Source organism: Qipengyuania flava, from assembly GCF_011762005.1.
Lineage (GTDB): Bacteria > Pseudomonadota > Alphaproteobacteria > Sphingomonadales > Sphingomonadaceae > Qipengyuania > Qipengyuania flava.
Genome location: NZ_JAASQU010000001.1, coordinates 474830 through 488444 on the forward strand (window position 1 = coordinate 474830; position 13615 = coordinate 488444).

Genomic DNA, 13615 nt, shown 5'->3' on the forward strand with positions numbered 1-13615 from the left:
GAGATAGCTTCACCTGAAAATGGGGGTGAGGGGCTTGCCTCGATGACGGTTGTCTTCTGCGACCCGGACAACCGATATCGGGGCTCGGCGGCGTCAGACGTCGCGGGGGCGGAACCCAAGTTCCGCCCCCTATTCTTTCTGGTCCGGTCTTCTTGCGTATTCCGCGATCAGGCGGCGCTACGGTCGCTGGAGTCGGTTTCGTCGTCCTTTACGACCTCGAGCGGCTTCTGCGCGCCGATCGCGATCTTCTTGGGCTTCATCGCATCGGGCACTTCGCGCACGAGGTCGATCACCAGCAGGCCGTCGGCGAGATCGGCATTGGCCACGCGGACATAATCGGCCAGTTCGAAACGGCGTTCGAAGCCGCGATTGGCGATGCCGACATGCAGCATCTCGCCATCATTGAGTTCATCGCGCTTCTTGCCGGTTACTACCAGCAGGTTCTGCTGCGCGACGATATCGAGATCGCCCTTGCGGAAACCCGCGACTGCGAGCGTGATGCGATAGTCGTCATCGCCGCGGCGTTCGATATTGAAGGGGGGATAGTTGTCGCCGCCGGCGTTGCGCGCCTGGCGTTCCATCAGGTCGAACACGCGGTCGAAGCCAACGGTGGAGCGACGGAAGGGGGTAAGGTCCATACGGTTCATCGAAACAAATCCTCTTGTGAGCGATTCTATGGTGGCGGGGCCCGCTTTCGGCACCCCGTCGCCGCCACACCCATCGTGGCGACAAATTTGAAATAGGCATGCTGCGGGGGCTTTCAAGTCTCCCTCATGCGAGTTAGCTTCCGCACTGAAAACAAGGGAAAATCGATGAGCCAACCCCAAGTCGACATCTACACCAAGTTCGGATGCGGATATTGTTATCGGGCCAAGCGCCTGCTCGATGAGAAGCGCGTCGATTACGCCGAGCACGACATCACCATGGGCGGACCGAAGCGCGAGGAAATGCTCGAGCGGGCTCCGACCGCGCGCACCGTGCCGCAGATCTTCATCGGCGCAACCCATGTCGGGGGCTCGGACGAACTGGCGGCGCTCGAACGCGAAGGCAAGCTCGACGCACTGCTGACGGGCTGATGCCGAAGATCGCGCTGCTGCAAATGACATCGGGTATCGATCCCGATGCCAATACCCGAACGCTGGTCGAGGCGATCGGACAGGCGGCCGAGCAGGGTGCCACGATGCTGTTCACGCCCGAGATGTCGGGCTTGCTGGATCGCGACCGCAAGCGCGCGGCAGCGGCGGTTACGACCGAGGCGCGTTCCCCCGTTCTAGCCGCACTGCGCGAGGCTGCACAGGCGCGCAATATCTGGGTCTCGCTCGGATCGCTGGCGCTGGACACGGGCGAAGGGCGCTGGGCAAATCGTGGCTTCGCGATCGACGGTGAGGGCGCGATCCGTGCGCGCTATGACAAGATTCACATGTTCGATGTCGATCTCGATAGCGGCGAAAGCTGGCGCGAATCGAATGCCTACAAGGCAGGGGGAGGAGCGGTGAGCGTCCCCGATACGCCGCTGGGCAGGCTGGGGTTGACGATCTGCTACGACATCCGCTTCCCGGCCCTCTTCGATGCGCTGGGCCGCGAAAGGTGCGATGTCATCGCCATTCCCGCTGCCTTCACCGTCCCGACCGGCAAGGCGCACTGGCACGTGCTGCAACGCGCGCGGGCGATCGAGGCGAGCGCGTTCGTGGTCGCGGCAGCGCAGGTCGGCGAACATGCCGATGGCCGCCGCACCTATGGCCACAGCCTCGTGGTCGATCCGTGGGGCGAGGTCCTGCTCGACATGGGCGGTGACGCTGCCGGCCTCGCATTCTGCGATATCGACCTGGCGCGCATTGCGGAGGTGCGTGCGCAGGTTCCCAGCCTTGCCAACCGTCGCCAAATCGCCAATTAGGCGCGCGACATGATCGTATTCGACCTTTCCTGCAGCGAGGGCCATCGTTTCGAAGGCTGGTTCGGTTCGTCCGACGATTTCGCGCGTCAGAAGGAGCAGGGCCTGCTCGAATGCCCGACCTGCGGATGCGACGCGATCGGCAAGGCACCGATGGCGCCCGCGGTCCCCTCCAAGCGCGAGACTGGAGGCGGGCAGACGCCCGCGCCGACAACGCAGATGACAACAGGCGAAATGCCAAAGGCGGTCAAGCAGGCGTTGGCGACACTCGCCAAGGTGCAGGCAAAGGCCCTCGAAAGCAGTACCTGGGTTGGGGACAAATTCGCCGAGAAGGCGCGCGAAATGCATTATGGCGAAGCCGACGAGACCCCGATCCATGGTCGGGCCACCCGCGACGAGGCGGAAGAGATGGTCGCCGAAGGCATCGCGGTCGCGCCCTTGCTCGTGCCTGTCGCGCCACCCGACGAACTCAACTGATTGCCTGCGCGCGATCCTCTGCTAAACGCACCCGCGGGCGCCCGTAGCTCAGTCGGATAGAGCACCAGATTCCTAATCTGGGGGCCACAGGTTCGAATCCTGTCGGGCGCACCATCTAGCTGCCATATCTGCGTGCCAGCCAGGCGAGGCCGGTCAGGGTGATCGAGCAACCGGCCAGCAGCATGCAGGTGCCGGCCCAGCCCCAGCCATCGTAGGCTAGCGTCCCGGCATAGCTCCCCAGTCCGCCCCCGATGAACATCAGCACGACGTAGACCGTAGTCAGGCGCGTTCGCACCGAGGGATCGAGCGCGAGGAAGGTCATGCGCCCCGTGACATCTATCCCGGGGCCGACCAGATTGGCGATGAACAACGGGATCAGCAGCCCCCAAAGTGTACCCCCCAGCGGCCACAGCAACAGAATTCCGACCAGCTGGATGAAAGCGAAGACCGTCCGCGCGGTGCGGGGGCCTACGGTGTCGGACCAGCGGCCCAGCCAGGGCGTCGAAGCGATGCTAACCGCTGCAAGACCCGCGAGATAGCCGACCGTGTCGGTGCCATACCCCATTGGCGGGGCGGTGAGGTAAAGTGCCAGCCCGAGCCAGAGCGCGATGAACTGCGCGAAGTTGAGTGCCTGGATCACGCCCGCGATCAGGATTTCGCGGTACTGTCCGATCAGCGGGAAAACCGATCCGATCAGCCGCAGATAGGATTGGCGCCCGCTTGTCGAGCGCTCGCCGCCTTCCATAAGCCACGGCAGGCCGAGGGTGACGGCGACCATGAGGCCCGTAGCGAGCCAGTAGACAGCGCGCCAACCGAAATGCTCCGCGATGACGCCCGCGCCGACACGCGCGACGAGAATGCCGAGGATGACTCCGGCGGTCAGCTTCGCAGTGACCTGCCCCAGGCGCTCGGGGGCGACGCGCTTCGACGCATAAGCAGGCAGCAGATAGGGCGCGATGGTAAAAAATCCGAGCAGCGTAGAACCCAGCACGAAGGCGCCGAAGCCCGAGGCCAGCGTCATGAGCGCGAGCGAGACCGTCTGTCCGCTGGCGAACAGGATAGTGAGGCGACGGTTCGAATAACGATCGCCGAGTGGCAGTAGCAGGAAAATGCCGACCGCGAGCGCAAGCTGGTTGAGCGCGGGTACCAGCCCGATGCGTGCATGGCTGACCCCGAAGTGATCCGCCACCAGCGCGATGATCGGATGGATATAATAGGCATTGGCGGTCACCACCGCAGCGGCGATGGCGAGCGAGTTTTCCTGCGCCGGGGTCAGTCTTCGGGCAGGGTTCAAGCGAGCACGCCTGCCTTGCGCGCCATGTCTATAACGCCCTGTGCGAGCGTTTGGGGCTGGTCTTCCTGTGAAAAATGCCCGCAGGTCGGCAGCGTCGCATGCGGCAGGCCTTTGGCGCCCGCTATCCGCTCGATCAGGAATTTCTCGCTTCCCCTGGTAATCGGATCGTCTTCGCCGAACAGTGTGAGGAAAGGCCTGTCGAAGGCCGCGAGCGCGGGCCAGGCACGCTTGTTCTCCTCGACCCCGGGCATGCCGTCCTCGATCGGTACCAGCGCGGGGAATGCGCGCGCGCCCGCTTTCGAGGCTTCGTCGGGAAAGGGGGCGTCATAGGCCGCGATCTCGGCCTCGCTGAGCGGGGTGGAGGTCGAGCGGTCGAGCAGCGGACCGATACGAAATTCGGGAGAGCTACGCGCGAACTCGCGCCAGGCGAGGAATGCCTCGCTAGGCTTACCGCCGGCAGGCAGGAACGTGTTGCTTGCCACGATGCAGGAGAATAGGTCGGGGTCGTGCGCGACCATGCGCAGGCCAAGCAGGCCGCCCCAGTCCTGGCAGAACAACGCGGCAGGCCGCGGCTCGACTGCGTGGCGCCATTGCTGCAGCCAGTCGACATGGCGCGCGTAGGTATAGAAGTCGATATCGTCGGGTTTGTCGCTCTTGCCGAATCCAATCAAATCGGGCGCCAGCACTCGGAACCCGACATCGACCAGCAGCGGAATCATCTTGCGATAGAGAAACGACCAGCTCGGTTCGCCGTGAAATAACAGCACGGGGGGCGCATCGCGAGGGCCTTCGTCGATATAGTGCATGCGTGCGCTAAGCCCATCGCCGAGATCGATTTCGAACCAGTTCTCGGCGAAGGGATACTCGGGAATGTCGGCGAACCGTTCGGCCGGTGTACGCAGGATCTGCATCGGTCTCTCCTCTCAGACGACCGATATTTCCGGTCCTGATTCGAAACCTTAAGGCGTCGAGCGACTGGTGTCACCCAAGTGGCTGACCGGTACCGTTTCCTTGAAGGTATGCGTGACATAGGGGAACGGGATTTCGATCCCGGCTTCGTCCAGCGCCGCCTTGACCGCGCGCACGACCTTGTCCTTGCTTTCCCAACCGTCGCGCGGGGTCGAACCCGCCCACCAGCGAACAAGGAAGTCGACCGAGCTCGAATTGAACTCCTGCGCGAAGATGTCGATGCCCTTACTGGCGAGTACGTCCTCGACATCCTCGACCGCCTGGCGGATCACTTCCGCCGCGCGATCGAGCTGCGTATCGTAGGACACGCCAACCACGACCTCGTGGCGGCGCTGACTGTCATCGGTGAGGATCTCGACCGGGTTTTTGAACAGGATCGAATTTGGCACGACGGTCAACTCGCCGGACAGTTTGCGGACATGCGTCTCGCGCAGGGTGATGTGCTCCACCTTGCCGGTGATCCCTTCGCATTCGATGACGTCACCGATCCGCATCTTCTCGCGCAGCATGATCAGCACGCCGGCAAGGAAGTTCTCGAAGATGTCCTGGAAGGCGAAGCCGATTGCGACCGCGCCGATGCCGAGGCCAGCCAGCAGGCTGGCGGCGGTCAGTCCGGGCATGACGACGATCGCTGCGATGAACAGGCCGGCGAGCCAGACTCCGAGTTTTACCAGCGTATCGATCAGCGTCTTGAGGCTGGCGCGCAGTTCGGTGCGCCCTACGATCATGTCCGAGATACGCGCGCCGAAGCGGGCGACGATCCACGTCAGGAAGACAATGAAGATCGCGATGGCGAGGCTGGGGAGGCTTTCAACAAAACCCTCCCCCATGTCCTGCAGCTGATCGCGCAGCGTCTCGATATAATTCACGCTTGTGGAACTCCTTTGCGCTGCAACGCAACACAAAGGCCGAAGTTCCGCTGTGCAACGCTTATGCGGCGCCGTGTTCCTTGCGCGCGATCTCGTGCAGCCAGTCCGCGTGGCGCGGGGCCGTCTTGGTCTTGCTCCACTCTTCGAGCATGATCGGCGCGACCCGCTTCAGCTCGGCATATTGTTCGTCCGTGCCGATATCGGTCGCCAGTTCGACGCGGTGGCCATTGGGATCGAAGAAATAGATGGACTTGAAGATACCGTGGTGCGTGGGACCCAGCACGTCGATCCCGAGGCTCTCGACATGGTCTTTCGCGGCGAGCAGCTCTTCTTCGCTGTCCACCTTGAAAGCGAGGTGCTGCACCCATGCCGGCGTGTTTTCGTCGCGGCCCATGTCCTTCTGGTTGGGCAGTTCGAAGAACGCGAGGATATTGCCGTTACCCGCGTCGAGGAAGACGTGCATGTAGGGATCGTAATCACCGGTCGAGGGCACGTGATCCTCGGCGAAGGCGGTGGTGTAATCCATGCCGAGGACCTTGCCGTACCATTCGACGGTCTCCTTGGCATCCTTGCAGCGGTAAGCGGCGTGGTGGACGCCGCCCAACTTGACGGGATGATTGGTGGTCGCGCTCATTCCGCAGGCTCCGTTTCGACGGTCTGCGCGTCTTCCACGCTCAGCACGCCGCGCTTGATCTGGTCGCGCTCCATGCTTTCGAACAGCGCCTTGAAATTGCCCTCTCCGAAGCCTTCATCGCCCTTGCGCTGGATGAATTCGAAGAACACCGGACCAACCTGCGCCTCGGCGAAGATCTGCAGCAGCAGGCGCGGATGTCCGCCCTCGGTGGTGCCGTCGAGCAGGATGCCGCGCATCTTGAGTTCGTTTACGTCCTCGCCATGGCCCGGCAGACGCTCTGCCAGCATTTCGTAATAGGTCTCGGGCGGGGCGGTCATGAAGGGCACGCCGAGTTGCTTCAGGTTGTCCCAGCACTTCACCAGGTCGTCACAGATCAGCGCGATGTGCTGGATGCCTTCGCCGTTGAATTCGCGCAGGAACTCTTCGATCTGGCCCTTGCCGCCTTCGCCTTCTTCGTTGAGCGGGATGCGGATCTTGCCGTCGGGCGCGGTCAGCGCCTTCGAGGTCAGGCCGGTGTACTCGCCCTTGATGTCGAAGAAGCGGATCTCGCGGAAGTTGAACAGCGTCTCGTAATAGTCCGCCCAGTACTTCATCCGGCCGTTGTAGACATTGTGGGTCAGGTGATCGATAACGTCGAAGCCCGCGCCCTTGGGCCAGTGTTCGACCCCGTCGAGATATTCGAAATCGATGTCGTAGATCGAAAGGCCGTCGCCGTTCTCGTCGGCATAGCGATCGATCAGATAGACGATCGCACCGCCGATACCACGGATGGCGGGTATGCGCAGTTCCATCGGACCGGTCTCGACCGCGACAGGCTCGGCGCCGCGTTCGATCAACTCGTCATACGCCTTGCGCGCGTCGCGAACGCGAAAACCCATGCCGCATGCGGAGGGCCCGTGTTCGCGGGCAAAGAACCATGCGGCACTGCGCGGTTCGTAGTTGAGGATCAGATTGATCTGGCCCTGCCGCCACAGGTCGACGTCCTTCGAGCGATGCGATGCCACATGGGTGAAGCCCATCGCCTTGAAGACCGGTTCGACCACGCCCTTTTCGGGAGCGCAGAATTCGACGAATTCGAAGCCGTCGAGGCCGATGGGATTTTCAAAGAGATCGGGCATGGCAGTCCTCAGGATTTTGCGATTGGTTTCAATGGAAACTAATTACGCTTTTGCGCGAGGCATGTCAAGAAATCGGGGGCGTCAATCCATGTGCCGTGGCGCCAGTGCGATCGGTCGTGAGCCGCGAAGAATTGCCTTGCGCGAGGGGGTTAACTGTGATTCTGTACCACGATGCGAATGATGGCTCCCACCACGGCGATTCAACGGGCGAAAGTGACGCAGCATGCGGCGCTTGCGGCTCTGCTCGTGATGGGTGGGCTTGCCATCGCGGGGCCTTCGGGCCTGCTCGCTTGGAGCGAGAACTTGCGCCTGCTCGACCAGCGCGAAGCGCAGCTCGCCACGCTGGAGGCGGAACGCGAAGCGCTTGAGAACCGCGTGGCCCTGCTGGATCCGAACCATGCCGATCCCGATATGGTCGGCGAACTGCTGCGCAGTCAGCTGAATGTCGTCCACCCCGATGAGGTGGTGATCAAGCTCGAAGACTGACCTCTCGCGGAAACCGCTGTGTTCCGTAAGGGTTTTCGTATGCACAGGCGCTCCGGCGTTGCGCCACGAGTGCGGCTGTGCCTATAGGCGCAACCATCATTCCTCCCCGGAAGAACAAGGATCCGAAGTCTTGGCCAAAGCCCCCCGGAGCAAGAAAGCCCCCTCGAAGTCGCCCGTCGAGGATAGCGATTTCATCCTCCACTCGCTGCAGGACGCGCTCGAGAAGGATCGGCGTTACGGCGCCAGCAAGGAGCAATTGCTCCATTTTTACGAGCAGATGCTCCTAATCCGCCGTTTCGAGGAGCGCGCCGGCCAGCTCTACGGGCTCGGCCTTATTGGCGGCTTCTGCCACCTCTACATCGGGCAGGAAGCGGTCGCGATCGGCCTGCAGTCGGCGCTGGACGGCGACAAGGACAGCGTCATCACCGGCTACCGCGACCATGGCCACATGCTCGCCTATGGCATCGACCCCAAGGTCATCATGGCCGAGCTCACCGGTCGCGAGGCGGGGATCTCCAAGGGCAAGGGCGGCTCGATGCACATGTTCTCGACCGAACATAAGTTCTACGGCGGCCATGGTATCGTCGGCGCGCAGGTGGCTCTGGGAGGCGGGCTCGCGCTTGCACACCAGTACAACGACGACGGCGGACTGTGCCTCGCCTATTTCGGCGACGGCGCGGCCAACCAGGGACAGGTCTACGAAACCATGAACATGGCGGCGCTGTGGAAGCTGCCGATCGTGTTCGTGGTCGAGAACAACCAGTACGCGATGGGCACCGCGGTCGGTCGCAGTTCGGCCGAAACCGAGTTCCATCGGCGCGGCACCGCCTTCCGCATCCCCGGCATGGATGTGAACGGCATGGATGTGCTCGAAGTGCGGCAGGCAGCCGAAATCGCGTTCAAGCATGTGCGCGACGGCAAGGGACCGGTGCTGATGGAATGCAACACCTATCGCTATCGCGGCCACTCGATGTCGGACCCGGCGAAGTATCGCACGCGCGAGGAGGTGCAGGACATTCGCGAACACAAGGATCCGATCGAAGGGATCAAGAAGGTGCTGCTCGAAAACGGATCGACCGAGGACGAGCTCAAGGCGATCGACAAGGACATTCGCAAGACCGTGACCGAAGCTGCTGATTTCGCAGAAAATTCGCCAGAGCCCGAGGCGTCTGAACTCTACACCGACGTGCTGGTGGAGGAGTATTGAGTCATGGCTATCGAACTCAAAATGCCCGCGCTTTCGCCTACCATGGAAGAAGGTACGCTCGCCAAGTGGCTCAAGTCCGAGGGTGACGAGATCGTCGCGGGTGACATCATCGCCGAGATCGAGACCGACAAGGCGACCATGGAATTCGAAGCGGTCGACGAGGGCACGCTTGGCAAGATCCTGATCGAGGAGGGCACCGAGGGCGTGAAGGTCGGCACCGTGATCGCCATGCTCGCCGGTGAAGGCGAGGATGCGTCCGATATCGAGGCGCCTGCCGACGGTGGACCGGTCGCGGACGTGCCCGGCGAGGGCAAGAATGTCGGACGGCCGGATAGCGACGCGACGAGCGAAGCGGAAATCACCAAGCCCGCGCGCAAGACCGATGTGAAGGACCCCGAGGTTCCCGAAGGCACCGGTTTCACTTCGACCAGTGTGCGCGAGGCGCTGCGCGATGGCATGGCCGAGGAAATGCGTGCGGACGATCGCGTCTTCGTGATGGGCGAGGAAGTCGCCGAATACCAGGGGGCCTACAAGGTCACGCAGGGACTGCTCGACGAATTCGGGCCCAAGCGCGTGATCGACACGCCTATCACCGAATACGGTTTCGCCGGGATCGGGACGGGTGCCGCAATGGGCGGCCTGCGTCCGATCGTCGAATTCATGACGTTCAATTTCGCCATGCAGGCGATCGATCACATCATCAACTCGGCAGCGAAGACCAATTACATGTCGGGCGGCCAGATGCGCTGTCCGGTGGTCTTCCGCGGCCCCAACGGCGCGGCCAGCCGTGTCGGCGCGCAGCACAGCCAGAATTATGGCCCGTGGTACGCGAGCGTGCCCGGCCTGGTGGTGATCGCACCCTATGATGCGGCGGACGCGAAAGGCCTTATGAAGGCCGCCATCCGCTGCGAGGACCCGGTGGTCTTCCTCGAGAACGAACTGGTCTATGGCCGCAGCTTCGACGTCCCTGATCTCGACGATTACGTCCTGCCGATCGGCAAGGCGCGGATCATGCGCGAGGGTTCGGACGTCACGATCGTCGCTTATTCGATCGCCGTCGGGCTCGCGCTCGAGGCAGCCGAGGAACTGGCAGGCGAGGGCATCGACGCCGAGGTCATCGATCTGCGTACGTTGCGCCCGCTCGACAAGGAAGCGATCCTGACCTCGCTGGCGAAGACCAATCGCCTCGTCATTGCCGAAGAAGGCTGGCCGACCTGCTCGATCGCCTCCGAAGTGACAGCGATCTGCATGGAAGAGGGGTTCGACCATCTCGACGCACCGGTCACGCGCGTGTGCAACGAGGATGTTCCGCTGCCCTATGCCGCAAATCTCGAGAAGCTGGCGCTGATCGACACGCCGCGCATCGTCGCCGCGGCGAAGAAGGTCTGCTATCGCGACTGACATGGCTTCGGCTCCCGCGCCTGCGGAGGACCTGCTCGAGGAATGCACCGAGGTGGCCCGCATTGCGTTGGCCAGCGCGGGGCGCAATCGCGCAGTTTGGCTGGCCGCCTTCGCACTCGATGGTCGTATTGGCCGGATGGTGCTCGGCGCGAGCGACCCTTTGCTCGGGCAGATGCGGCTCGCCTGGTGGCGCGATCAGCTTGCAGTGCCGGGATCGGCACGCCCGCAGGGCGATCCGCTGCTCGACCTGATCGGGACCGAATGGGCCGGGCACGAGCGCGCCTTGAGCGACCTCGTCGACGGTTGGGAGGCGCTGCTGGGCGAACGCCCGTTGTCGGAACCGGCGATGCAGAGGTTCCTCAATGGAAGAGGGGCGCTTGGGTCCGGGGTGGCCCAACGCCTGCTGCAACCCGAAAGCGCCCAACCGGCTGCGGAGGCGTCACGTCTTTGGGCGAGGGCGGATCTCGCCGCCTATGCCGGGGACGCTTCCGAGCGCGAGCACGCGCTTTCCGTAACTGCGTCATTGCCGCGCCTTCCACGCGAGCTGCGTCCTCTGTCGGTCGTGGGCGGTCTGGCTGGGCGATCACTGCGCCGAGGCGGGGTGCCAATGGTGGGTGACCGGTTCAGTCCGCTGGTGGCCTTGCGATTGGGACTGTTCGGGCGTTAGACTGCAAGCCTGCACTCGGGGGAGCGTGGGCCATGAACCGGATGGTACTCGGAGCACTCGTCGCGCTGGCGCTGGCCGGTCTCGGCACCTTTTGGTGGGAAGGCCGGGCGCAGGTCGAACGCGCAGCCCCGCCACCCGAACCGCTGGCAACGACCGAGGTACTGCCCGAACTTCCACCATCGGAGCCCGGCGACATGGTCGGTCCCGCACCACCCGAAGCCAGCGAGCTGACCAAGGAGCAACGGCGCTTCTTTCGCTACGATCGGAACCGTGACTGGCGCATTACGCGTACTGAAATGCTGTCGAGCCGGACGGATGCTTTCCGCAAGCTCGACAAGGACGGCAATAATCTGCTCGATTTCGAGGAATGGGCCGTGGCCACGGTCACGAAGTTCGAAGGTGCGGACGCCGATGGCGACAACCGTCTGACACCAGCGGAATTCGCAACGACCGCGCCCAAGCCCCGCCGCAAACCGCGCTGCGCCTGCTAGGCGGGCACTGCTTCCATTGCCCCGAGCCATTCGCCGAAATCCTCCTTCGCGCGATTGGTATAGGCCTTTTTGCGAACCTTCTTGCCGACGTCATGCAACGGCGGAAAGAGCCCGAAATTCACGTTCATGGGCTGGAATGTCGAAGCTTCGGCATCGCCGGTGATATGCGCCAGGAGCGCGCCGAAAGCGGTCGTACGCGGCGGCGCCGTCCATTCTCGCCCACCGAGCTCTGCCGCCGCCATCAGCCCGGCCATCAGCCCCACTGCCGAGCTTTCGACGTAGCCCTCGCAGCCGGTGATCTGCCCGGCAAAACGGATACGCTCGCCATTCTTGAGCCGCAGCTGGCGGTCGAGCACCAGCGGCGAATTGATAAAAGTGTTGCGATGCAAGCCGCCCAGTCGCGCGAATTCGGCATTCTCTAACCCGGGAATGGTGCGGAACAGTTCGACCTGAGCGCCATATTTCAGCTTGGTCTGGAACCCGACCATGTTCCACAGAGTGCCCAGCTTGTTGTCCTGTCGCAGTTGGACCACCGCATAGGGCCAGCGCCCCTGCGGGTGTTCCTCGCTGGTGTCGTAGGGATTATCGAGCCCGACGCCCTTCATCGGCCCGTAGCGAAGCGTCTCGACACCGCGCGCGGCCATTACCTCAATCGGCATGCAGCCATCGAAATAGGGCGTGTCGGCTTCCCACTCCTTGAACTCGGTCTTGTCACCCTCGATCAGGCCTCGGTGGAAGGCGAGATACTGCTCTTTGGTCATCGGGCAGTTGATGTAATCGCCATCCTCATTGCTGGCCTCGGTGCGCTTGTTCCAGCGCGACTGGATCCAGCACTTGCTCATGTCGATGCTGTCGCGATGCACGATTGGCGCGATGGCATCGAAGAAGGCGAGCCGGTCCTGTCCGGTCGCGCCGACGATGCTTTCGGCCAGCGATTGCGCAGTCAGTGGCCCCGTGGCGACGATAGCAGGACCATCGGCGGGCAGCGCGTCGACGCGTTCGCGTACCACGCTGACGTTGGGATGCTCATACAGCGTGCGCTGCACTTCGGCCGAGAAGACGTCGCGATCGACCGCCATCGCCGAACCTGCAGGCACGCGTGCGACCTCACCGGCGCGCATGACGATGCTGTCCAGCCGCCGCATTTCATGGTGAAGCAAACCCACCGCGTTCTTGGTGTCGTCGTCCGAACGAAAACTGTTCGAACAGACCAGTTCGGCGAGGCCATCGGTCTGGTGTGCCGGCGTCATCTCGCCGCTGCCGCGCATTTCCGACAGTTTCACGCGGAAGCCGCGCTGCGCGAGTTGCCAAGCGGCTTCGCTGCCAGCGAGGCCGCCGCCGATGATGTGGATATCGTGGGTCATCGCGCGCGCCCTAGTGCTTGCATGGGGGCTTCGACAAGGCCTAGCGTCTTCCGATGCCTCATCGCGCTCTCATCAAGCACCGCCCCTGGTTGCTCGCAAGCCTCGTCGCGGGGATAAGCTATTTCTTCGTGTCCGACGCGCCCATCGGCGGGGCGTGGCTGATGCTCTGGAAGGGGGCGGGGGTCGGCTTTCTCGCGATTTACGCCGCATTCCGGACGCGCGGGTTCGACGGGCTGCTCATCGCCCTGGCTCTGACGCTGTGCGCGCTCGGGGACGTGACGCTCGAAATCAGCTTCCTGATCGGCGGTGGCTTCTTTGCAGCGGGTCATGGACTGGCAATCGCGCTTTACCTGCGCAACCGACGCGCAAGCAGCACGGGCAGCCAGAAATTCGCTGGGGCAAGCCTGTTGTTGATAACACCGCTGATCGCGGCCTTGCTCACCTATCCGGTCGAGAATTGGCAAGTCGCGGCAGTCTATTCCGGCGTGGTGGGGGCCATGGCTGCCGCGGCATGGACCAGCCGCTTCCCTCGTTACCAAGTGGGATCGGGCGCGGTGCTGTTCGTCGTCAGCGATCTCATCATATTCGGCCGGGAAGGCGGGGTCGTGCCCGATCTGGTCGGCGACTGGCTCATCTGGCCGCTTTATTACGGGGGGCAGTTCCTCATCGCCACGGGCGTCGTGCAGACGCTCCGCAGTGACCGCGGTCTGACCGTCAATTAGAACGACAGGCAATTAGAACGCCAGG

16 protein-coding genes and 1 tRNA gene are annotated in these 13615 nt (G+C 63.2%); 10 read left to right on the plus strand and 7 right to left on the minus strand.

All coding sequences use genetic code 11. The annotated features are described in order from the left end of the window. Positions 1–167: 167 nt before the first annotated feature. The gene (locus tag FHS69_RS02320; protein WP_166776227.1) at positions 168–647 is read right to left on the minus strand and encodes an Hsp20 family protein; all 480 of its coding nucleotides are present in this window, start codon (positions 645–647) and stop codon (positions 168–170) included. A 165-nt stretch (positions 648–812) separates the two neighbouring features. Here FHS69_RS02320 and grxC point away from each other — a divergent pair, with 165 nt between their 5' ends. From grxC to FHS69_RS02340, 4 genes are all read left to right on the plus strand, one after another. Further along, on the plus strand, positions 813–1076 hold the full coding sequence (gene grxC, locus FHS69_RS02325; RefSeq protein ID WP_166776229.1) for a glutaredoxin 3: 264 nt from the start codon (positions 813–815) through the stop codon (positions 1074–1076). Further along, a complete protein-coding gene (locus FHS69_RS02330) occupies positions 1076–1894 on the plus strand; it encodes a carbon-nitrogen hydrolase family protein (protein WP_166776231.1) in 819 nt (272 codons plus the stop codon). Before grxC ends, FHS69_RS02330 begins: the two co-directional genes overlap by 1 nt. A 9-nt stretch (positions 1895–1903) precedes the next feature. Continuing rightward, positions 1904–2368 (plus strand): DUF1178 family protein, encoded by a 465-nt coding sequence (locus tag FHS69_RS02335; protein WP_166776233.1) that lies wholly within the window; start codon positions 1904–1906, stop codon positions 2366–2368. A gap of 37 nt (positions 2369–2405) precedes the next feature. Next, positions 2406–2482 (plus strand) — tRNA-Arg (locus FHS69_RS02340). A 1-nt stretch (position 2483) separates the two neighbouring features. Here the strand turns inward: FHS69_RS02340 and FHS69_RS02345 are convergent. The 5 genes from FHS69_RS02345 to hppD form a co-directional block, all read right to left on the minus strand. Then, the gene (locus FHS69_RS02345; protein WP_166776235.1) at positions 2484–3662 is read right to left on the minus strand and encodes an MFS transporter; all 1179 of its coding nucleotides are present in this window, start codon (positions 3660–3662) and stop codon (positions 2484–2486) included. Beyond that, a complete protein-coding gene (locus FHS69_RS02350; RefSeq protein ID WP_166776236.1) occupies positions 3659–4573 on the minus strand; it encodes a haloalkane dehalogenase in 915 nt (304 codons plus the stop codon). Before FHS69_RS02350 ends, FHS69_RS02345 begins: the two co-directional genes overlap by 4 nt. A gap of 48 nt (positions 4574–4621) precedes the next feature. Further along, positions 4622–5500, minus strand: coding sequence for a mechanosensitive ion channel domain-containing protein (locus FHS69_RS02355; RefSeq protein ID WP_166776238.1), 879 nt, complete (start codon positions 5498–5500; stop codon positions 4622–4624). Positions 5501–5561: 61 nt separating this feature from the next. Beyond that, positions 5562–6134 carry a VOC family protein gene (locus tag FHS69_RS02360; protein WP_166776240.1) on the minus strand — a complete coding sequence of 191 codons (573 nt, stop codon included), beginning with the start codon at positions 6132–6134 and terminating at the stop codon, positions 5562–5564. Continuing rightward, positions 6131–7252 (minus strand): 4-hydroxyphenylpyruvate dioxygenase, encoded by a 1122-nt coding sequence (gene hppD / locus FHS69_RS02365; RefSeq protein WP_130586610.1) that lies wholly within the window; start codon positions 7250–7252, stop codon positions 6131–6133. Before hppD ends, FHS69_RS02360 begins: the two co-directional genes overlap by 4 nt. A gap of 171 nt (positions 7253–7423) precedes the next feature. On the opposite strand from hppD, the gene FHS69_RS02370 reads away from it, so the two are divergent. The 5 genes from FHS69_RS02370 to FHS69_RS02390 all read left to right on the plus strand — a co-directional run bounded on the left by FHS69_RS02370 (position 7424) and on the right by FHS69_RS02390 (position 11504). Continuing rightward, positions 7424–7738: an FtsB family cell division protein gene (locus FHS69_RS02370; protein ID WP_067466583.1), complete on the plus strand. Its 315-nt coding sequence runs from the start codon at positions 7424–7426 to the stop codon at positions 7736–7738. A 130-nt stretch (positions 7739–7868) separates the two neighbouring features. After that, complete coding sequence (gene pdhA, locus FHS69_RS02375; protein WP_166776242.1) at positions 7869–8945, plus strand: pyruvate dehydrogenase (acetyl-transferring) E1 component subunit alpha; 1077 nt, start codon at positions 7869–7871, stop codon at positions 8943–8945. A 3-nt stretch (positions 8946–8948) separates the two neighbouring features. After that, positions 8949–10346, plus strand: a complete 1398-nt coding sequence (locus tag FHS69_RS02380; protein ID WP_166776244.1) for a pyruvate dehydrogenase complex E1 component subunit beta — start codon at positions 8949–8951, stop codon at positions 10344–10346. 1 nt (position 10347) lies between these two features. Then, positions 10348–11013 carry a hypothetical protein gene (locus tag FHS69_RS02385; RefSeq protein WP_166776246.1) on the plus strand — a complete coding sequence of 222 codons (666 nt, stop codon included), beginning with the start codon at positions 10348–10350 and terminating at the stop codon, positions 11011–11013. Positions 11014–11045: 32 nt separating this feature from the next. Then, positions 11046–11504: an EF-hand domain-containing protein gene (locus FHS69_RS02390; protein ID WP_166776248.1), complete on the plus strand. Its 459-nt coding sequence runs from the start codon at positions 11046–11048 to the stop codon at positions 11502–11504. Here FHS69_RS02390 and trmFO read toward each other — a convergent pair. Beyond that, on the minus strand, positions 11501–12868 hold the full coding sequence (gene trmFO / locus FHS69_RS02395; RefSeq protein ID WP_166776250.1) for a methylenetetrahydrofolate--tRNA-(uracil(54)-C(5))-methyltransferase (FADH(2)-oxidizing) TrmFO: 1368 nt from the start codon (positions 12866–12868) through the stop codon (positions 11501–11503). The genes FHS69_RS02390 and trmFO overlap by 4 nt on opposite strands. Positions 12869–12921: 53 nt before the next feature. Here trmFO and FHS69_RS02400 point away from each other — a divergent pair, with 53 nt between their 5' ends. Next, a complete protein-coding gene (locus tag FHS69_RS02400; RefSeq protein ID WP_166776252.1) occupies positions 12922–13590 on the plus strand; it encodes a lysoplasmalogenase family protein in 669 nt (222 codons plus the stop codon). The last annotated feature ends 25 nt before the right edge of the window (positions 13591–13615 follow it).